Origin of the sequence: Paractinoplanes durhamensis (assembly GCF_016862175.1) — a bacterium.
GTDB classification, from domain to species: domain Bacteria; phylum Actinomycetota; class Actinomycetes; order Mycobacteriales; family Micromonosporaceae; genus Actinoplanes; species Actinoplanes durhamensis.
The window spans coordinates 112,268-131,757 of the sequence record NZ_BOML01000038.1 but is presented as its reverse complement, the minus strand read 5'-3'; the positions used below and the strand labels follow the sequence as shown (position 1 = coordinate 131,757).

20 protein-coding genes are annotated in these 19,490 nt (G+C 70.5%); 6 read left to right on the top strand and 14 right to left on the bottom strand.

What is annotated here, in order from left to right; genetic code table 11:
* Positions 1–16: 16 nt before the first annotated feature.
* Positions 17–1,138 (bottom strand): FAD-binding oxidoreductase, encoded by a 1,122-nt coding sequence (locus tag Adu01nite_RS23965; protein ID WP_239132654.1) that lies wholly within the window; start codon positions 1,136–1,138, stop codon positions 17–19.
* Between the two features lie 120 nt (positions 1,139–1,258).
* Between Adu01nite_RS23965 and Adu01nite_RS23960 the strand changes: the two genes are divergently transcribed.
* On the top strand, positions 1,259–3,337 hold the full coding sequence (locus Adu01nite_RS23960; RefSeq protein WP_203729415.1) for a S9 family peptidase: 2,079 nt from the start codon (positions 1,259–1,261) through the stop codon (positions 3,335–3,337).
* Here the strand turns inward: Adu01nite_RS23960 and Adu01nite_RS23955 are convergent.
* The 9 genes from Adu01nite_RS23955 to Adu01nite_RS23915 all read right to left on the bottom strand — a co-directional run bounded on the left by Adu01nite_RS23955 (position 3,323) and on the right by Adu01nite_RS23915 (position 11,756).
* On the bottom strand, positions 3,323–4,789 hold the full coding sequence (locus tag Adu01nite_RS23955) for an FtsX-like permease family protein (RefSeq protein WP_203729414.1): 1,467 nt from the start codon (positions 4,787–4,789) through the stop codon (positions 3,323–3,325). The genes Adu01nite_RS23960 and Adu01nite_RS23955 overlap by 15 nt on opposite strands.
* Positions 4,786–5,484, bottom strand: a complete 699-nt coding sequence (locus tag Adu01nite_RS23950; RefSeq protein ID WP_203729411.1) for an ABC transporter ATP-binding protein — start codon at positions 5,482–5,484, stop codon at positions 4,786–4,788. The genes Adu01nite_RS23955 and Adu01nite_RS23950 overlap by 4 nt, the downstream gene beginning before the upstream one ends.
* Positions 5,485–5,560: 76 nt before the next feature.
* Positions 5,561–6,109, bottom strand: coding sequence for a helix-turn-helix transcriptional regulator (locus tag Adu01nite_RS23945; RefSeq protein ID WP_203729409.1), 549 nt, complete (start codon positions 6,107–6,109; stop codon positions 5,561–5,563).
* A gap of 64 nt (positions 6,110–6,173) precedes the next feature.
* Positions 6,174–7,703 (bottom strand): fused response regulator/phosphatase, encoded by a 1,530-nt coding sequence (locus tag Adu01nite_RS23940; RefSeq protein ID WP_203729407.1) that lies wholly within the window; start codon positions 7,701–7,703, stop codon positions 6,174–6,176.
* Entirely contained in the window at positions 7,700–9,028 is a 1,329-nt protein-coding gene (locus tag Adu01nite_RS23935) for a sensor histidine kinase (RefSeq protein ID WP_203729700.1), read from the bottom strand. The genes Adu01nite_RS23940 and Adu01nite_RS23935 overlap by 4 nt, the downstream gene beginning before the upstream one ends.
* Before the next feature lie 35 nt (positions 9,029–9,063).
* Positions 9,064–10,092 carry a SpoIIE family protein phosphatase gene (locus tag Adu01nite_RS23930; protein WP_203729405.1) on the bottom strand — a complete coding sequence of 343 codons (1,029 nt, stop codon included), beginning with the start codon at positions 10,090–10,092 and terminating at the stop codon, positions 9,064–9,066.
* Complete coding sequence (locus Adu01nite_RS23925) at positions 10,089–10,493, bottom strand: ATP-binding protein (protein WP_203729403.1); 405 nt, start codon at positions 10,491–10,493, stop codon at positions 10,089–10,091. The genes Adu01nite_RS23930 and Adu01nite_RS23925 overlap by 4 nt, the downstream gene beginning before the upstream one ends.
* Positions 10,490–10,915 carry an STAS domain-containing protein gene (locus Adu01nite_RS23920; RefSeq protein WP_203729401.1) on the bottom strand — a complete coding sequence of 142 codons (426 nt, stop codon included), beginning with the start codon at positions 10,913–10,915 and terminating at the stop codon, positions 10,490–10,492. Before Adu01nite_RS23920 ends, Adu01nite_RS23925 begins: the two co-directional genes overlap by 4 nt.
* Before the next feature lies 1 nt (position 10,916).
* Positions 10,917–11,756, bottom strand: a complete 840-nt coding sequence (locus Adu01nite_RS23915) for an STAS domain-containing protein (RefSeq protein WP_203729399.1) — start codon at positions 11,754–11,756, stop codon at positions 10,917–10,919.
* Positions 11,757–11,918: 162 nt separating this feature from the next.
* Between Adu01nite_RS23915 and Adu01nite_RS23910 the strand changes: the two genes are divergently transcribed.
* The 3 genes from Adu01nite_RS23910 (at position 11,919) to Adu01nite_RS23900 (ending at position 13,122) form a co-directional block, all read left to right on the top strand.
* A complete protein-coding gene (locus Adu01nite_RS23910; protein WP_203729397.1) occupies positions 11,919–12,272 on the top strand; it encodes an STAS domain-containing protein in 354 nt (117 codons plus the stop codon).
* A 100-nt stretch (positions 12,273–12,372) separates the two neighbouring features.
* Positions 12,373–12,825: a large conductance mechanosensitive channel protein MscL gene (mscL, locus tag Adu01nite_RS23905; RefSeq protein WP_203729698.1), complete on the top strand. Its 453-nt coding sequence runs from the start codon at positions 12,373–12,375 to the stop codon at positions 12,823–12,825.
* Between the two features lie 63 nt (positions 12,826–12,888).
* A complete protein-coding gene (locus tag Adu01nite_RS23900) occupies positions 12,889–13,122 on the top strand; it encodes a hypothetical protein (protein WP_203729395.1) in 234 nt (77 codons plus the stop codon).
* Positions 13,123–13,138: 16 nt separating this feature from the next.
* On the opposite strand, the gene Adu01nite_RS23895 is transcribed toward Adu01nite_RS23900, so the two are convergent.
* Entirely contained in the window at positions 13,139–13,909 is a 771-nt protein-coding gene (locus Adu01nite_RS23895) for a zf-HC2 domain-containing protein (RefSeq protein WP_203729393.1), read from the bottom strand.
* Between the two features lie 54 nt (positions 13,910–13,963).
* On the bottom strand, positions 13,964–14,599 hold the full coding sequence (locus tag Adu01nite_RS23890; protein ID WP_239132652.1) for a CGNR zinc finger domain-containing protein: 636 nt from the start codon (positions 14,597–14,599) through the stop codon (positions 13,964–13,966).
* Positions 14,600–14,906: 307 nt separating this feature from the next.
* Between Adu01nite_RS23890 and Adu01nite_RS23885 the strand changes: the two genes are divergently transcribed.
* Entirely contained in the window at positions 14,907–15,569 is a 663-nt protein-coding gene (locus tag Adu01nite_RS23885) for a L,D-transpeptidase family protein (protein WP_239132651.1), read from the top strand.
* Here the strand turns inward: Adu01nite_RS23885 and sthA are convergent, their stop codons facing one another.
* Positions 15,570–16,973: a Si-specific NAD(P)(+) transhydrogenase gene (sthA, locus tag Adu01nite_RS23880; protein ID WP_203729391.1), complete on the bottom strand. Its 1,404-nt coding sequence runs from the start codon at positions 16,971–16,973 to the stop codon at positions 15,570–15,572.
* A gap of 208 nt (positions 16,974–17,181) precedes the next feature.
* The gene (locus Adu01nite_RS23875; RefSeq protein WP_203729389.1) at positions 17,182–18,411 is read right to left on the bottom strand and encodes a cellulose-binding domain-containing protein; all 1,230 of its coding nucleotides are present in this window, start codon (positions 18,409–18,411) and stop codon (positions 17,182–17,184) included.
* Between the two features lie 225 nt (positions 18,412–18,636).
* On the opposite strand from Adu01nite_RS23875, the gene Adu01nite_RS23870 reads away from it, so the two are divergent.
* A complete protein-coding gene (locus Adu01nite_RS23870; protein WP_239132650.1) occupies positions 18,637–19,320 on the top strand; it encodes an MBL fold metallo-hydrolase in 684 nt (227 codons plus the stop codon).
* The last annotated feature ends 170 nt before the right edge of the window (positions 19,321–19,490 follow it).

Genomic DNA, 19,490 nt, shown 5'->3' with positions numbered 1-19,490 from the left:
CGCACCTGACGGCGCCCTAGAAATAGTCCTGCCGGGCGGCCATCTCCAGGCCGGCGGCCAACTCGGCCGGGGCCGCGACGAGGACGGCCCGGCCACCGCGGGCCATCTGGACGTGCCGCAGGCTCTCCACGATGCCTTCGATCCGCTCGGCGCCGAGCACGCCGGGCAGCACCGCGTGCACATTGCCCAGGCCGGCCGAGCCGCGCACCGGCACCGGGACGCCGGACGCGTCGGCCAGCGAGTAGAGCATGGCCGGCAGGTCGACCGGCGCCGCCGACAGGCGCAGCGCCACGTCGGCCGGGCCGAACGGATAGCGACCCCACCAGAGCGGCGCCGTCGATGCGGCGGAGGCGCCCCGGCCCCAGGCCGCGATCAGGCGAGCGGACCGGTCGGCGACCTCGGCGACGTCGCCCTCGATCAGCGCCACCAGCGCACCCGCTCCCTCGCCCGGCAGATCGACCTCGAGAGCGGCGGTCGCCGGCTCCGGAGCGGGGATCTTGAGCAGGGTGGCCGGGCTGGCGACCGGGACCGTCACCCAGCGCCGGGCGAGCGGCAACGGCTGCAACCGGACCACCGCCGAGGTGAGCACCCCGGCGATCTCGGCGAGGCCGGGCCGGCCCTGCTCACCGTCGGACTCGGCCGAATGACCGGCGGCGTCGACATAACTGACCCGGTCGACGTGCTCGGCCGGGGTGTGCAGGCTCTGCCGCAGCGGACCGCACTCGTTGACCGCGAGCATGCCGCCGACGGTGGCCGTGCGGGACGGCGGATCGACCGGCAGGCGCTGGCCGCGCAGGGCCAGGGCGGCCTGCAGCGCGCGCACCGGCGTGCCGGTGGCGACCTCGACCGTGCGGGCGCCGACGTCGTGGTTCCACAGGCCGTTGAGCCGGCCGGTGTCGAGCAGCAGGTCAACGCTCTCCCGAGGGGCGCCCCAATTGATTTTGCTGCCGGAACCGCGCGGCACCACCGACCGGCCCTCGTCGGCCGCCAGGCGCAGGATGTCGCCGACCGCCTGAGCCGTCGCGGGAATCGCGACGTGCTCGGCGCGCTGACCACCGACAGCATCGATCGACCGGGCCGGACGCGCATAGTCAGGCCCGCAGATGTCCACAAGAGCATCAAGAAAGCGCGAAGTCACTGATGGTCCCCGATGATCACGGCTTGAAGATCGTCCACTCTGGCACATCGTACACATGTTCGAACGCGCGCGGGGTCCATCGTGGCCGAAAAGACCGCGCTGACCGGTAACGTTGCTCCCGTGACGACCGAAACGCCCGACAGCCCGCCCACGGTCCGCGCGGTCCCCAGCGAGCGCAGCTTCCACGGCGACACCGTGACCGATGAATACGCCTGGCTCGCCGACAAGGAGAACCCGGAGACCATCGCCTACCTGAAGGCCGAGAACGCCTGGACCGACCGGGCGACGGCGCACCTCGCGGAGCTGCGCGACACGGTCTTCCAGGAGATCAAGAGCCGCACCCAGGAGACCGACCTCTCGGTGCCCAGCCGCAAGGGCGACTTCTGGTATTACACGCGAACCGTCGAGGGAAAGCAGTACGGCATCCAGTGCCGGGTCGCGGTCCGGCCGGGCGAGACCGACCCGCCGACCGGTGAGGACAACCCGGGCGAGCAGGTTCTGCTCGACGGCAACGAGCTGGCCGAGGGGAAAGACTTCTTCGCGCTCGGCACGTTCGACGTCAGCCCGGACGGCAACTGGCTGGCCTACTCGACCGACTTCGACGGCGACGAGCGCTTCATCCTGCGGGTGAAAAACCTGGTCACCGGCGAGGTGCTGGCCGACGAGGTGCCCGGCACGTTCTACGGCACCGCCTGGTCGTCCGACGACAGCTCGCTGTTCTACATCACGGTCGACGAGGCCTGGCGGCCGCACCGCGTCTGGCGGCACACCGTCGGCCGGCCGGCGACCGAGGACGTGGTGATCTTCGAGGAGCCGGACGAGCGCTTCTGGGTCGGGGTCGAGCTCACCCGCAGTGAGAAGTTCATCGTCATCGACACGCAGAGCAAGCTCACCTCCGAGGTGCGGATCATCCCGGCCGAGACGCCCACCGCCGAGCCGCTGGTGGTGACGCCGCGCGAGCAGGGCGTGGAGTATTCGATCGAGCACCACGGCCACCGGTTCCTGATCCTGCACAACAAGAACGCCGAGGACTTCGCCCTGGCGTGGACGTCGGCGGACCACCCCGGCGAGTGGATCGAGATGATCCCGCACGAACCCGGCACCAGGCTGGAGTCGGTGGACGCGTTCACCCGGCACATCGTGATCTCCCAGCGCCGGGACGGCCTGACCGGCCTGCGGGTGATCGGCGACGGCAGCACCGACTCGTACGACATGCAGTTCCCGGAGCCGCTGTTCAGCGTCGGCCTGGCCGGCAACCCGGAGTACGACACCGGCTCGGTCCGGATCGGCTACACCTCGATGATCACCCCCGACTCGGTCTACGACGTCGACCTCGTGACCCGGACCATGACGCTGCGTAAGCGCAAGCCGGTGCTCGGCGGTTACGACCCGGCCGACTACGAGCAGTTCCGGGAGTGGGCGCTCGCCGCCGACGGCACCCGGATCCCGATCTCGATCGTCACCCGCAAGGGCATCGACAAGCCCGCGCCGGCCCTGCTCTACGGCTACGGATCGTACGAGCACAGCATCGACCCGTTCTTCTCGATCGCCCGGCTGTCCCTGCTCGACCGGGGCGTCGTCTACGCCATCGCGCACGTGCGCGGCGGTGGCGAGATGGGCCGCCGGTGGTATGAGGACGGCAAGATGCTGACCAAGAAGAACACCTTCACCGACTTCGTGGCCTGCGCCGAGGCCCTGGTCAGCAAGGGCTGGACGACCGCCGACCGGCTGGTGGCCCGCGGTGGCTCGGCCGGTGGCCTGCTGATGGGCGCGATCGCCAACCTGGCCCCGGAGGACTTCGCCGGCATCGTGGCCCAGGTGCCGTTCGTCGACCCGCTGACCTCCATCCTCGACCCGTCGCTGCCGCTGACGGTGACCGAGTGGGAGGAGTGGGGCAACCCGATCGAGTCGGCCGAGATCTACGCGTACATGAAGGCCTACAGCCCGTACGAGAATGTCGCGAAGCTGCCCTATCCCAAGATCCTCGCGGTGACCAGCCTCAACGACACCCGGGTGCTCTACCACGAGCCGGCCAAGTGGATCGCCCGGCTGCGCGCCGTCGCGCCGGACAGCGACTACCTTCTGAAGACCGAGATGGGCGCCGGGCACGGCGGCCCGAGCGGCCGCTACGACTCCTGGAAAGAGGAGGCCTTCGTGGCCGCCTGGACCCTGGACGTCCTGGGCCTAGCCGGCTCGTAGCTCGTCGAGGTCGGTGCTGGCCCGCAGCACCAGCAGGCCGGCACCGACCGCGACGAGCACCGCCAGCAGCGCACCCCCGCCGAGCAGGGCGAGCGACCCCCACGGGATCGGCACATGCAGGATCTGGGCCATCTCCGGGTGCCGCGGCGCCTCGCAGCCGCCATACCCCGCGGCCACGCAGTCCCGGAACTCGTAACCCACCGGGATCTCCGAGTCGATCAACCGGACCAGCGCGTCGCCGGCGGCGAGCGCCAGCACCAGGGCGGGGATCAGCGGCGTCAGCGTCTGCCAGGCAACGGCCGCCGATAACGTACGCCGTGGAACACCGGCCGCGGTCAGGGCGGCGTACGTCCGCCGCCGCGCGACGATGCTCTCGGCCAGCGCGATCAGCACCCCCGCCGCCGCGACCACCGAGGCCAGCGACACCGCCACCACGACCAGCCGGATCGCGCCGTAGTAGAACTCCGGCGCCTCCGCCGCCCCCATCCCGCCGCCGTCGGTCGAGCCCATCATCGCGTTGTAGATGTCGTAGTAGCGGAACTCGGTGGCCAGCAGCTCCCGGTAGGCCAGCGCCACCGCCCCGGCGATCACGGCGGCGAGCAGCGCGGCCATCGTGCGACTGCCGTTCCACGGGTCGGTGATCAGCCGCTGCCCGGCGAGCAGCGTGGCCGGCCCCCGGCCGTAGCGGCGCAGCAGCCGCCCGGCGGTGCTGGAGATCCACCCGGTGCCGAGCACGATGCCCACCATGGTCAGCATCACGCCGCTGCCGAGGAAGGCGTAGACCCAGTTCTTCGACAGGTTGATGTGCTCGGGCAGCCGGGTCGGGACGGCGAACAGCACGATCCCGGCCGCGATCAGCAACCCCGGCCAGGGCCGCGGCCCGCGGGTGCGGATCCGCCGCTCGACGCCGAGCGGGGTGACGATCACCTGCCGCATCAGCACCGCGCCGGCCGCCGCGGCCAGCACCGGCACCAGCAGGACGAGCAGCACGATCACCGGCGCCGGCGGAAGAATGTCGGTCGGCAGCGCGGGCCGGTCGATCACCTTCCGGGCGACGAGGTACGCGACCAGCCCCGCCACCGAGCCCAGCAGGCTCGCGACCGCGGTCTCGGCGGTGGCGATCAGCACCGACTCGCGGGGCGTGGCGCCGGCCAGCCGGATCGCGGCCAGCCGCCGGTCCCGGGCCGGCGCGCCGAGCCGGATGCACTGCCCGGCCAGCGCCAGCACCGGCAGCGCGACGAGGATCAGGGTGGCCGACACCCCGGGCCGCAGGCCGGGCTCGATCAGCAGCGGGTTCGTGTAGCGCTCGGCCCAGCCGGTGATGGTGAGAACGGTGGCGGCGGCGAGCATGGCGACCGTGGCGAGCAGGGCGCTGAGCGCGGTGAGGATGGTCCGCAGGGTGTCGGTGCGGTTGCCGGCGACCGCGAGCCGGGCCAGGGTGGCGGGTCTCACCGGCCGACCCCGAGCCCGAGGCCGGTCGGGTCGAGCACGCCGTCGCGCAGCACGATCTCCCGGTCGGCGTAGGCCGCCACCGAGGCCTCGTGCGTGATCAGCACGACCGAGGTGCCCTGCTCGCGCACCACCCGGACGATCTCGCCGAGCACCTGTTCGCCGGTGAGCGCGTCGAGCGCACCGGTCGGCTCGTCGGCGAACAGCACCCGCGGCTGGGTGACCAGCGCCCGGGCGGTGGCGCAGCGCTGCTGCTGGCCGCCGGACATGGCGCCGGGCCGCTGCTCGGCGAGCTCGCCGACGCCCAGCCGGTCGAGCCACTCGGCCGCCACCTGCCGTGCTTCTCGCCGCCCCGAGCCGGCGAGAAGCAGCGGCAGTGCGACGTTCTCCACCGCGGTGAGCTCGGGCACCAGCTGCCCGAACTGGAACAGCACCCCGAACTCGGTGCGCCGCAGCCGGGACCGCGCCGCCTCGGACCACAGCCCGATGTCCTGGTCGCGATAGGTGACCGTGCCCGAGTCGGTCCGCAGGATGCCGGCCAGGCAGTGCAGCAGCGTGGACTTGCCGCAGCCGCTCGGCCCGGTGACCGCGACGATCTCGCCCGCGCCGACGGCGAGGTCGACGCCGCGCAGCGCCGGGGTGGCGCCGTAGCTCCGGGCGATCCCGATCCCGCTCAGCAGTGCGCTGCGCTCGCTCATGCCAGCTCCTCGCTTCGCTCCGAACTGCCAAGAGCAAATTCCGCACTGAGCCTGCCGATTCGCTCGCTACGCTCGCTCATGTCGTCACGTCCTTCGGTAGTTCGGTGGTCATCGCGGCGACCCGCGCCAGCGTGGTCTGCAGCCAGCGCAGGTCGGCCTCGAGGTGCCCGATGGCGTAGTCGGCGGCGATCACGTCGCCGAGGCTCGCGCCGGGCGCGGATTTGGCCATGGTGAGCTCGCGCATGCGGCCCATGTGGGCGGCCCGCTGGGCGACGAGGTAGTCGCGGGCCTGCTCGATGCCGGCCGCGAGCAGCGCGACCGTCACCTTGTTGAAGATCTCGCTGTTGACATACGGCGCCGGGGGGTCGACGGCGGCCAGCCAGGCCGCCAGGTGGCCGCGGCCCTCGTCGGTCAGCTCGTAGGAGGTGCGGTCGGGGCCGCCGTCACGATCCTGCCCGGACTCGGCGACGAAGCCGTCCCGCTCCAGCCGGCTCAGCGTCGCGTAGACCTGGCCGTAGGCGAGCGGCTTGGCCCGGGGCAGGCGCTCGTCGTGCGCCCGCTTCAGGTCGTAGCCGTGCCGCGGGCCGCCGGCGAGTAGTCCGAGCAGGACGTGGGCGGTGGACATGGCGGCCACTATTCACTGAATGAATAGCTGGCGTCAAGCCGGCCTCTCCCGAAAAAAGCCATCCTCAGGAGCGGCGCAGAGCGAGCACGGCGATGTCGTCCGCCTGCGGTCCGGTGCCCGCGAGCTGCAGCAACAGCCGACGGCAGAAGGCGTCCAGGTCCGGCTCGACGTCCGTCGCGCAGCGCGACAGCGCCGCCAGGCCGACGTCGATATCGGCGTCCCGGCGCTCGACCAGGCCGTCGGTGTAGAGCACGAGGGTGCCGCCCGGCGGCAGGGTGAACTCCAGGTCGGCCGGGCGGGACGCGTTGATGCCGAGCAGCGGGCCGCGCGGCTGCAGGAAGGTCACGCCCTCGTCGGTACGCAACAACGGCGGCAGATGGCCGGCGCTGGCCATCCGCACCGCGCCCGTCGCCGGGTCGAGGGTGAACAGGCACAGGGTGGCCGAGTCGGCCGGCAGCACGGTCCGCATGAAGCGGTTGACCAGGTCGAGGACGGTGCCCGGCGGATGCCCCTCGACCGCGTAGGCGCGGACCGCGTGCCGCACCTCGGCCATCACCGTGGCCGCGTGCAGCGAGTGGCCGGCCACGTCGCCGATCGCCACCAGCAGCCGCCCGTCCAGCATGGTCAGCTCGTAGAAGTCGCCGCCCACCTCGGTCTGCGCGGAGGCCGGCTCGTAGAGCACCCCCATCTGGACGCCGGGCACGTCGGGCAGCCGCGACTGCAGCAGGCTGCGCTGCAGGGTCACCGCGATCCGGTGCTCCTCGTCGTACGACCGCTGGGCCTCCACCGCCGCGGCGATGGCCTGGGACAGCTGCCGCAGCACCGGGAAGCCGGGGGTTTGCGTGCTGCTGGCCACCGCGACGTAGACCGGCGGCCGGTCGCTGCGCAGCCGGGCCGCGGCCACCGCCACCGTTTCGCCGGCCGGCCACTCGATGATCTCCCAGTCGGCCGGGTCGTCGGTGCGCACCAGCGAACCCACCGCCACGTTGCGCTCGGGCAGCGTCCAGGGCCGCACCACCGGCGGCGAGCCGACCGCGGCCAGGCTCTCCCCGTCGGCCGTCTCGGCCAGCACCACCACCGCGCCGCCGAAGATGTCGTACGCGCCCGCCGCGGCCGCCTCCAGCAGCTCGGGCAGGGTGGGCGACGAGTTGATCGCCAGGGTCGTCTCGGCCAGCCGCACCATCCGGGCGGCGAGCGACTCGGCGCGTTGCCGGGCCGAGTAGTAGCGCAGCACCGCCTGGCAGGTGGCGATCAGCTCGTCCGGCTCGATCGGCTCCACCAGGTAGGCGTCCGCGCCCCGGTTGAGCCCCTGGGTGCGGTCGACCACGTCCACCGCGTGCGCCGACACGTGGACCACCGGCAGCGACCCGTACACCGGATCGGTCTTGATCTTCTCGCAGACGTCGAAGCCGCTCATGTCCGGCAGCTTCACGTCCAGCACCACCAGATCGACCCCGGAGCCGGGCAGCATCTCCAGCGCCTCGCCGCCGGTCTCCGCCTGCTGGACCGTGAAGCCGGCCCGGGTCAGCCAGCTGACCAGCAGATAGCGTTTGGTGGCGCTGTCGTCGACGACGAGCAGGGTGGCCGGAGTCATGGTCTTGTCAACGGTAGTCGCACGGTGAACGTGCTGCCCCGGCCCGGCTCGGAGTCGACCCGCAGGCCACCACCGAGAATGCCGACCAGGCGGCGGGCGTAGGGCAGGCCCAGCCCGGTGCCCTTGCCGGTGATCGCCCGGCTCCTCGGCACCTGGTAGAACTCCTCGAAGATCCGCTCGTGCAGCTCGGCCGGGATGCCGGTGCCGGTGTCCGACACGGTGAACTCGATGTCGTCGTCCACCGTCCGCACCGCGAGTCGCACCTCGCCCTCGGCGGTGAACTTGATCGCGTTGGTCAGCAGGTTGCGCAGCACCCGGGCGAGCAGCACCTCGTCGGTGTACAGCGACAGCGACAACGGCGATGGTTCCTCGACCATGAAGTCGACCTCGGGCCGGGTGGCGAGCGGCCGCAGGGTCCCGCGCAGCTGGCCGAACACGGCCCGCAGATCCACCTCGGACCACTCCGGCTCGATCCGGCCGGCCTCCGCCTTGGCCAGGTCGAGCAGGTCGTTGACCAGGGTGAGCAGGTCATTGGCGGACGAGCTGATCAGATCGACCTGGCGGCGCTGCTCGTCGCCGAGCGGTTCCGACGCCGGGTCGCCGAGCAGCCGGGCCAGTCCGATCACCGCGGTCACCGGGGCGCGCAGCTCGTGGCTCACGTTGGCCAGGAACCGGCTCTTCGCCTCGCTGACCGTGCGCAGCTGCTCGGACTTCTCGTCCAGCTCGGCGTAGAGCGCCACCACCCCGCGGTTGGTCTCCTCCAGCTCCTGGGAGAGCTGGTTGTAGAGCGCCATCACCCCGCGGTTGGTCTCCTCCAGCTCGGCGTTGAGCCGGGACAGGTCGTCGCGTTGCGCCCGCACCTCGTCCAGGGCGGCGATGAGCTGCTGGTTCTGCACACTCAGCTCATCCAGCGGCGTTCCCGGGACATGCTGGGCCAACCCGGCGCGTATGTCGTCCATGCGTTCCGGGGTCAGCCTCGGCACGCTCGCCGGCAACCGTCGGGCCATCCCGACCACCGTACCGGCTTCGTCATCGCTGACCTCCAACGTATCGACCAGCCGGCCGACCTGGCCGAGCTGCATGCGGACTTCGGCGGCATCCCCAGGGTGCGAGTTCACCACCTTTACCCGCAACGTTGGTACCCCGCTCGGCACCGCCTCGAACGTCACATCCGCGCCGTGACCGAAGGTGAGCATCACCCGGCCCACCTCGCTGAGCGCGGTGGCCAGCCGGGTCTGGTCCTGCTGTTCCATGCCAACCGCCCGGGCCACCTCCCGGCCCATCTGGCGCACGACGAAGACGTCCTGCTCCACCCGCAGGCGCATGCGCATCAGCGGTTCCGGGGCGTGGCCGGCGTCGCTCACGGCAGCCGTGCCACCACTACACCGGCGTCGTCGCGTCGGATCCCCGCATCGCGCAGCACGGTCGCCGCGATCACCGCGGGTGAACGGGACAGCAGGCCCGGGTAGTCGGTCGCGTTCCACCGATCCACCACGCCGTCGCTGTGCATCAGCACGATCGCGTCCGGGGTGATCGGGTAGTCGTACTGGCGGATCTGACGGCGCTGGTGCCCGGCGATGCCCGGCAGCGAGATCATCCCGCGCCGGCCGCTCGGCGAGATCACCGTGCCGGCGATGTTGCCGAGCCCGGCGTACCGGACCAGGCCGGCGTCCGCGTCCAGCTCGGCCACCGCCAGGGCCGCGCCGCGGGTGTGGTTCAGCCGGCGATGCAGCACCTCGACCACGGCCGCGGGTGGGGCCGACGCGGTCTCGGTGAACGCGTGGACCGCCTCGTGCGCGGCCGCGGCGGCGAGACCGCCGTGCCCCAGCCCGTCGCACATGAGCACCTGGCGCCGCCCGTCCGCATCGCGGACGGCGAAGGCGTCGCCGCTGACCTGCTCGCCGGTGAGCGGACGGGTCAAGCCCGCCGCCCAGGCGGGTTGCGGCGGGTCGGCGGGCCAGATCTGAGCGACCAGAACGGTTCCCTTGCCGGGTACGGAGTGAAGATCGCTCCACGAGGACTGGCGCACGATCGCACCGAGCCCGATGCCGAGCGTGCCGGCCGTCGAATGTCCGTCGCCGACCGATCGCACCAGGTCGGCCATCCCGGGCCCGTGGTCGATCGCCACGATCTCGACGCCGGCCTCGTGCTCGTTGCGGACCGCGCGGACCAGCATCGTCCCCTGGTCAGCGTGCTTGACGAGGTTTCCGGCCGCCTCCGCGGTCACGATCGACAGGTCGGCGGTGCGGTTGTCGGGCAGCCCGACCTGGACGGCAAGGCGTTCGGCGGCGCGGCGAACGGCGGAGGCAGTCGCGGCCTCCTCCACCCGGAACCAGACGCCCCCGTCCAGGAGCCCTTCGGGCAGCGTCGCCACCGTGCCTCCGCTCATCGGCACCACTTGGTGATGGTGATAGTGGTGCCTTGACCGGCCTCGGTCACGATGTCGAACTCGTCCACCAGGCGGCGGGCGCCGCTCAACCCTAGTCCCAGCCCACCGCCGGTCGTGTAGCCGTCGGTGAGAGCCAGGTCGAGGTCGGCAATACCCGGTCCCTCGTCGGCGAAAACGATGCGGATGCCCTTCCGTCGCCCGTTGTCCACGGTCTCGACCTCGGCCCACCCGCCGCCGCCGTAGACGAGGGTGTTGCGGGCGAGCTCGCTCGCGGCGGTGACCAGCTTGGTCTGGTCGACGAGGGACAGCTTCACCGCGACGGCGACCGTCCGCACGAGCTGCCGGACCCGGACGACGTCCTGGTCCGAGGCAACCTCGAGTCGCTGCCCCGGTTCGCTCACGACGCGGCGGCCGCGGGCGTATCGGCCTCGTCCTCGTCGCCCAACTCGTCCAGGTCGGTGAACTCCTCGGCCCGGTGCCGGGCCAGCAGCTCCATGCCGAGCTCGACGTTGAGGGCGGTGCGGATGCCGGGCAGCGACAGGCCCAGCTCGACCAGCGTGATCGCGACGGCCGGGCGCATGCCGACCACCACGGTCTCGGCGTCCAGCACCCGGGAGATCGAGGCGATGGTGGCCAGCGTGCGGCCGACGAACGAGTCGACGATGTCCAGCGCACTGATATCGATGATCACGCCGTGGCAGCCGGTGGCCACGATCCGGTCGGCGAGGTCCTCCTGCAGCTGCAGGGCGACCTGGTCCTCCATGTCGATCTGGATGGAGACCAGCAGGATGTCGCCGATCTTGAGGACCGGAACCCGCTCCACGTCAGCGCTCCCTGGGCTTGCGGGCGCCGTTCTTGTTGAGCACGTAGCGCAGCGCGTCGGCCAGCGTCGCCTTGGTCGCGATATCGCCGAACTCGATGCCCAGCGCCACGATCGTCTGCGCGATCTGCGGACGGATGCCGGAGATGATGCAGTCGGCGCCCATCAGCCGGGCGGCCACCACGGTCTTGAGGATGTGCTGCGCGACCTGGGTGTCGACCGCGGGCACGCCGGTGATGTCGATGATCGCGTACGGCGAGCCGGTGTCGACCAGGGTCTGCAGCAGCCGCTCCATGACGACCTGCGCGCGCGCCGAGTCGAGCGTGCCGACCAGCGGGACGGCGACCACGCCCTCCCACAGCTTCACCACCGGGGTGGACAGCTCGAGCAGCTGCTCGGCCTGGTCGGCGATCAGCCCCTCGCGGGTGCGCGTGTAGTTTTCGAAGGTGAACAGCGCGGCCTCGTCGACGAAGGACGAGAGCTTGATGAAGCTCAGCAGGGCGGCGGTGTCGTCGCCGATCACCTTGAGGACGGCGTCCTTGACGGCGAAGATGCTGACCGCGGTCTCGTTGGCCGAGAATCCCTGCCGGGCCCGGCCGTCGGACAGCTCGCTCAGCTGCGCCCGCAGCTCGGCGGCTTCGTCCCGGTTGATCCCGGCGGCGCCACCGGCCAGGGCCTGCTGGAAGGCCTTGTAGAGGTCGGCGGTCTGCCGCTGCAGCTCGACGCGACTGAGCCGGCCGCGAAGCGTCTCGGCCACCCGGTCGGTCCAGGCGCCGATCAGGGCGTCCTCGTTCTCCTGGAGCAGGCCGGCGAAGCGACTCGCCTCTTCGGTACTCAGCGCCACCGCTGCCTCCTGACTTCGGTTCGCGAACGGGCGGACTTTACCACCGCAAGGTCCAATCGTTGCCGTCAGCCAAATAACACGGCAAGGTCACAAACGCCGAGCCCCATCCTGCCGATCACACCACACCTGGAGTACCGTTCTGCCCATACCTGGAGGTCCTGAATGTCCCTGACGGTACAAACCGAACAGCGCGCCGACATGGTCGTCGTGTCGGTCGCCGGCGAGCTCGACATGGCTACCGCCCCACAGTTGCAGGACCAGATCAGCGACCTGCTGGAGAAGGGCCGCACCCGCCTGGTCTTCGACCTGGCCGAGGTGTCGTTCTGTGACTCCACCGGGCTCTCGGTCTTCGTGCGCGCGAAGAACAGCACCGACGACGCCGGCGGCACCGTCCGCCTGGCCGCGCCGCAGCGCGGGGTGCTGCGCATCCTCGAGGTCAGCGGCCTGGTCGAGGTGCTCCGCACCTACTCGACCGTCGACGAGGCCGTGACGGCCGAGGAAGCGACCCTCGACTGACTTTTTCCCGCAGCCCGATCGGCGTAGTTTGTCGCCGACCGGTGGTGGGAACCTGCTGCCGGAATCCCACCTCCGGCACGCGGGAGCGCTCATGAACAAAATCTTCCAAGGCTTCAAAGACTTCATCATGCGCGGCAACGTTGTCGACCTCGCGGTCGGCATCGTGATCGGTGCCGCCTTCACCGGGGTCGTGACCGCCTTCACCACCGGCTTCATCAAGCCGCTGATCCAGCTGCTGGGCGGTGGCACCGGCACCGGTGCCGGCGCGTGGGAGCCTCGCGACGGCGTCATCTTCGACTACGCGACCTTCATCAACGCGATCATCACCTTCCTGATCACCGCCGCGGTGCTGTACTTCCTGGTCGTCATGCCGCTGAACTACCTGGCCGAGCGTCGTCGCCGCGGCGAGGAGCCGCCGCCGAATGCGCCCAGCGAGGACATCGTCCTGCTCACCCAGATCCGCGACCTGCTGGCCCAGAACTCCGGCGCTTCCGAGGCCCGCCACCAGGCCGCCGAGGAGTTCCAGCGCCGTGACCAGGAGCCACCTCGCTGACACGCTGCGAAATAGATCATCCATCCGGGCGCTGTTCGAACAAATGTTCGATACAGTGCCCGGATGGAGCAGCGAAAACACTGGTGGAACGGCAAGTGGGGGCGGATCGCCCGCAAGGATGTCTACCTGCGGGTGAACGGCGACCAGTGGTATGTCGAGCAGCGCGCCGGCGGCGCCGACGGGGTCTCCCACTTCTTCGAGTACGGCAGCGAGGAAGCGGCCCTGGACACCGTGCGCGCTCTGCTGACCGGACCGGACGAGTGGCGTGAGCTCTCGGTCCGGCCTCCCGCTCTCTAGGGCGCCAGCCCTAGCCTCAGGCAGCCTGCCGCTCGTCGTGCTCCGCGGTCATCGGCCCGCGGGGCACCAGCCGCAGTCCGGGCCGCAGCACCGGCACCGCCACCTCGTCCTCGAAGCGGGCCCGCCACCCCGACCCGCGGCCGGCGTCGACCCGGGCTCCGGGCGGCGCCGCGAACCCGCCGGGGATCCGCGTCAACGCCACCACCAGCAGATAGCCGAGGATCACGAAGCCGTGGCTGACCAGCCGGGCCGAGTCGACCCGGTCGCCGGTGAGGTCGTTGACCGAGAGAAGCAGCAGCATCCCGACGAACGCGGTCAGCATCGGCACCAGCCCCGAGGGCCGGCTCCGGCGCAGCGCGATGAAGAGGTAACCGGCCCCGACCGCGACGTTCCAGGCGGCCGACTCGTGCCAGAGATGCCCCGGCGTGGCCCCCACCTCGGCGTGCACGTGCGCCCCGGTGACCCCGCCGCCGATCTGCCCGAGCCCGAGGATGAGCTGCACCGCCCCGACCACCGCGAGCGCCACGTAGAGCGCCACCGGCAGTGAGATCCGGAATCGCCGCCGCGCCGGCGCCGGTGCCGGCAGCGCGGCGAGAATGGCCGCGCTGAGGTCGGGGGCGACCCCCACCCCGGTCCGCGTCAGCCGGTTGACCGTGGCCGCCCGGTCCAGCCACTCCCGGCACCCGGCACACCCGGCCAGATGCTCGTCCACCAGCTCCTGCCCGGCCGGATCGTCCTCGCCGTCCAGCTGCGCAGACAGCATCTCCCGCCACCGCTCACAAGCCATATCCCCATAGTCGCCCACCGGGCGCGCGAAGTTCCCGCCCGACCGGCCCGAGGATCAGCGGTAGCTGGGCGGACCGCCGACCGGCGGCCGGGACTGCCCGCCGCTGCCGCCCATCAGCCGCTTCCGCTCCCGGAAGGCCCGCAGGTTGGCGGTGTTTCCACAGGTGGAGACGTCGTGCCAGACCCCGCTGTTGTTGCGGGACGTGTCGAAGAAGGCCGCCCGGCAGTCCCCGTTGTGGCAGAGCTTCAGCCGCGGCCACAGCCCGGCCTGCTGAGCCAGCAGGGCCTCGGCCCACAGGGCGGACGCCAGCCAGCGCGTGCCGCGCCCGGTGGGGACCATCCGCACCCAGCCGTCCGCGTCCGGCACCAGGCTCACCGGCACGTCGGCCGGCGGCAGCGCGCCGTCGAGGTTTTCTTTGCCGGCGGCGGCGATCACGTGCTCGAACGTGGTGCGCAGGCGGCGCAGGGAGCGCAGATCGCTCGACGAGATGAGCAAAGTCGGGGCCGGCAGACCGGACACCCGGGACCAGGTGGTGATCGCCTCGGTGAGCCAGCGCTGGGCGTCATCGGCCAGCAGCAGCAGGTCCGCGCCGTAATGCATCGTCGCGCGGGTGTTCAGCAGCTCCTGCACGAGCGCGAGCCCGGCAGGGGCCTCACGTACGCCGTGCCGGGCGCTGGCCATCCATGACATAGCCGAAGGGTACTTGACTCTTTTTCATAGCGGCGTCCACCTCTCGTTTTGATCCATGCACGTGATCATGACCACACGCGTCACAGCTGAGATGCGAATGCGCCTTCTGCTGGTCATTGTGAACCATTTTCGGCAATGATCCTCTGAGGGACGGGAGGAACACATGATGCGCAAGGCTCTGACGGCCGTGGTCGCGCTCTCCGCGACACTCGCGCTCGCCACGGGTTGCGATTCCGGCGATTCCGGCGAAACCGGTGCGCAAGCTCCGACCGTACCCAGCTCTGCGTCAGTTTCTCCGTCACCCAGCGTGAGCGAGTCGCCCAACGCGACCCCCACGCCGACAGCGACCACGCCGGCCCCGGTGAAGAAGCTGAAGCTCGGCAACAAGGGCGCCGACGTGCTCGCCGTGCAGCAGCGGCTCGTCTCGCTCGGTTACTGGATCAACAAGACCGACGGCAAGTTCGGCGGCACCACCCAGCAGGCGGTGTTCGCCCTGCAGAAGGCGGCGGGCATCGGCCGCGACGGCACGGTCGGCCCGAAGACCCAGAAGGCCCTCGACGACGGGGTGCGCCCGACCGCGAAGTCGACGGCCGGCAGCGGCTACCTGGTCGAGATCAACCTGACGAAGCAGCTGCTCATGCTGGTCAAGGACGGCCAGGTGGTGACCACCCTCAACACCTCGACCGGTTCGAACCAGAATTACGAGTACGAAGGTCAGACCTACCTCGCCGACACCCCGACCGGCCACTTCAAGGTCGGCCGGCAGATCGACGGCACCCGGCACGGCCCGCTCGGCGACCTGTGGCGCCCGAAGTACTTCAACGGCGGCATCGCCGTGCACGGCTCGCCGAGCATCCCGCCCTACGCCGCCTCGCACGGCTGCGCCCGGCTCTCGAACGCAGCCATGAACTGGATCTGGGCGACCGACAAGATCCCGCTGAAGACGAAGGTCTGGGTCTACAAAAGCTAGTCAGCCGTCGATCCGGGTGATGTTCCGGATCTTGTTGGAGGCGTCGAGGGCGGCCACCTTGTAGGCCTCGGACAGCGTCGGGTAGTTGAAGACCGCGTCGACCAGGTAGTCGACGGTGCCGCCGCAGCCGATCACCGCCTGCCCGATGTGCACGATCTCGGTGGCGCCGGTGCCGAAGACATGCACGCCGAGCAGCTTGCCGTCCTCGGGGGCGACCAGCAGCTTGAGCATGCCGTAGGAGTCGCCGACGATCTGGCCGCGGGCCAGCTCGCGGTAGCGGGCGATGCCCACCTCGAACGGCGTCGCCGAGTCGGTCAGCTCGTCCTCGGTCTTACCGACGAAGCTGATCTCGGGGATCGTGTAGATGCCGATCGGCTGGAGCACGTGCATCTCGCGGGCCGGTTCGCCGCAGGCGTGATGCGCGGCCAGCCGGCCCTGCTCCATCGAGGTCGAGGCGAGCGCCGGGAAGCCGATGACGTCACCGACCGCGTAGATGTTGTCCACCGAGGTGCGGTAGTTGCTGTCGACCTCGATCCGGCCACGCCGGTCGGCGGCCAGCCCGGCCGCCTCGAGGTTGAGCTGGTCGGTCTGGCCCTGCCGGCCGGCCGAATACATCACCGTGTCGGCGACGATCTTCTTGCCGCTCTTCAGGATGCACAGCGCCGCGGTCGCGTGGCGCTCGACGGCGGCGACCTCCTCGCCGAAGCGGAATGTCACGCTCAGGTCCCGCAGGTGGTATTTCAGCGACTCGATGATCTCGTCGTCGCAGAAGTCGAGCATCTTCTCGCGCCGCTCGACCACGGTGACCTTGGTGCCGAGGGCGGCGAACATCGACGCGTACTCCATGCCGATGACGCCCGCGCCGACTACCACCATGCTGCGCGGCACGGCCTCCAGGTTGATCACGCCGTCCGAGTCGACGATCGTCTTGTCGTCGAAGTCCACGCTGTCGGGGCGGGCCGGACGCGTACCCGCCGCAATAATGATCTTGTCGGCGGTGACCTTCGTGTCCCGGCCGTCGCCGCCGTCCACCCATATCGAGTGCGCGTCGGCGAACCGGGCGGTGCCGGTCAGCATCACGATGTGGTTGCGGGCGAGCTGGTTGCGGATGACGTCGGCCTGCCGGCTGATCACGTGCTGGGTGCGGGCGGCAAGGTCGCTGACCGTGATCTCGTCCTTGACCCGGTAGCTGGACCCGTAGAGGTCGCGCTGGCTCAGGCCGGTCAGGTAGAGAACGGCCTCCCGCAGCGTCTTCGACGGCACCGTCCCGGTGTTGATGCAGACGCCGCCGATCATGTCGCGGCGATCCACTATGCCGACGCGGCGACCCAACTTCGACGCAGCGATCGCGGCCTTCTGCCCACTGGGCCCGGAGCCCAAGACCAACAGGTCGTAGTCATACACATCGCTAAGCGTGTCAGTGCGCGGGCACCCGGTCTACCGGCCCGATCGGCATTTTTCACGCTGTTCACACAGTGATCGTCCGGCACGCCGCGCGCGCTGCGACCGGCCAGGCCGTTCAGCGATTACCCCTCCGATGGGGGTGCGGTCTGGCCGATCCGGCTAACCCCTGCGTGTCGGCCGCGCTGCCCACACAGCGCGGCCTGTCCGACTATCGGCCGTAGCGGCTCTTCAGGTGTCGCCACCAGTCGCGCAGCATCCACTTGTCGAAGTCGGTGATCTGGGTGGCGCTGCCCGCCTTCATGATGAAGCCCTGCCCGGGGGTCGGGTCCCAGTCGTAGAAGTCGTCGAGGCCGTACGTGTGTCCCATCTCGTGCAGCAGGATGTGGACGTTCTCGGCACTCAGGTTGCTCATGTAGTACTCGGAGCCGATCCGCTGACCCCAGTCGCCACCGGCGCCGCCGCTGAACCCGGCGGTGAGCCAGAGCGAGTGGTCGTAGTGGTGGGTGGCCCCGCCCGGGCAGCCGGAGTAGTTGCCGTCCTGGTGGAAGAAGCGGCCGCACGGCTCACCGCACTGCGGTGCGTCCTCGCGGATGTTGTTCACGTAGATGTCAACCGACGTGTCCGTCCATTCGAGCTGGGCCCGGTCGCGCACCGCCCACCCGACGACCTTGACCGGCACCTGCTTGTACGGCCAGTTGTTCCAGCCCGACCCGTTGTCGAGCATCTGGTCCATCCACTTCTGGTACTGCCGTTGCAGCGTGGCCGCCACGGCGTCGCGCTGGGCCGCGGTGACGTGCGCGGTCGAGTCCCACCGCACGCAGTAGTTGATCGCGCCGCCACCGGCGAACAGTTGGTCCCAGCCGTAGTTCTTGAACCCGTACAGGTTGCTGTAGGTCGACTCCTCGTGCGACCAGACCGCCGCCAGGGGCGCCACCAGCGACGACGGCGGGTTCCAGGGGTCACCGGTGGGTGCCGTGGTCGGCGCAGTGGTGGCCGGAGTAGTGGTAGGAGCGGTCGTGGGCGCCGTAGTCGGCGCCACGCCGGTACACGCGGTCCCATTGAGCGTGAACGTGGCCGGCGCCGGGTTCGAGCTGGTGAACGTGCCGGTGAACCCGACGTTCACCGATCCCCCGGTGGCCACCGCCCCGTTCCAGCCGGCGTTGGTCGCGGTGACCACGCTGCCGGATTGCGTCCAGGTGGCGTTCCAGCCCTGGGTGACCTTCTGGGTGGTGGTCGGGAAGGTGAAGCCCAGCGTCCAGGCGGTCAGCGGGTCACCGAGGTTGGTCACGGTGACCGACCCCTGGAATCCACCCGACCACTGGTTGGGGACGGTGTAGTCGACCCGGCATCCGGCGGCCGCGTAGGCGGGCTTCAACGCGCCCACCACCGCGAAGGCGGTCAGCAGGCAGGCCAAGGCCCATACCAAGCGACGTCTCATCTTGTTTCCTCACTTCTTGAGGGATGAGAGCGGCGGGCCGGGCGAGCCGGGGGAGGTGCACGCCGCTCATGGGGGAACGGCAGACGGGGAAGCCCTCGCCTGCTAATGCCCTCGATATGCGACGTGCCACGGTTCCGCGCTCAGGCTATGCCGGTTAAAAATAGACGTCAATAAATCCCCCGGCCGCCCGCGCCCGCCCCCGCCCGGCGCGGCAGAATGGGACGCGTGCAAGAGATCGTCGACGGTGTGTTCGAGCTCGGCCTCGGGTTTGTCAACGTGCATCTGGTGGTGACCGACGACGGCGTCGTCCTGGTCGACACCGGCCTGCCCCGGCGCTCCAAGCAGATCGAGCGCGCCCTGCAGGGGATCCGCCGGCAGATCGGCGACGTGCGCACGATCCTGCTCACCCACAACCACTTCGACCACGTCGGCAACGTGGCCGACCTGCGGCAGCGGTCCGGCGCCCGGGTCTTCGCGCACGCGGCCGACGCCCAGGTCATCACCGGCGAGGCCCGGGCCGACCCCAAGGGACTCCTGCCCCGCCTGATCAACCGGGTGATGACCGCCGAGCCCTCGAAGATCGACCAGCTGATCACGAAGGAGGAGTCCGAGCCGATCCCGGGTTTCACCGCCGTGCACACCCCCGGCCACACCCGCGGCCACGTCTCCTACCTTCTCGACCGGGCCGGCGGCGTGCTCTTCACCGGCGACACGGCCGCCGGCGGCAAGGACGGCAAGGTGGCGGCCGGCCCCAAGGCGGCCGCCAACGACCCGGCCGAGCAGGACCGCAGCGCGGCCAAGCTGGCCACCTACCACTTCGAGTACGCGGTCTTCGGCCACGGCCGGGCAATGTCCGACCGCGCCGTCGAGCGCTTCCGGGAGTTCGCTTCCGGGCTGCCCGGCGCCTGAGCGGCGGGGTGAGATCGACGTGTCGGCCCGGACGATCTGGATCTTCGAGCGGTTCGGCTGGGCCCACGACGTGCACTGGCCCACCCCCGAACGGCTGGCGAAGATCTCGGCGGCCGCTCCCAACGTCTAGACGTTGGGTTTTGTTGGGGAATCGGCTACGACCAGTGGGG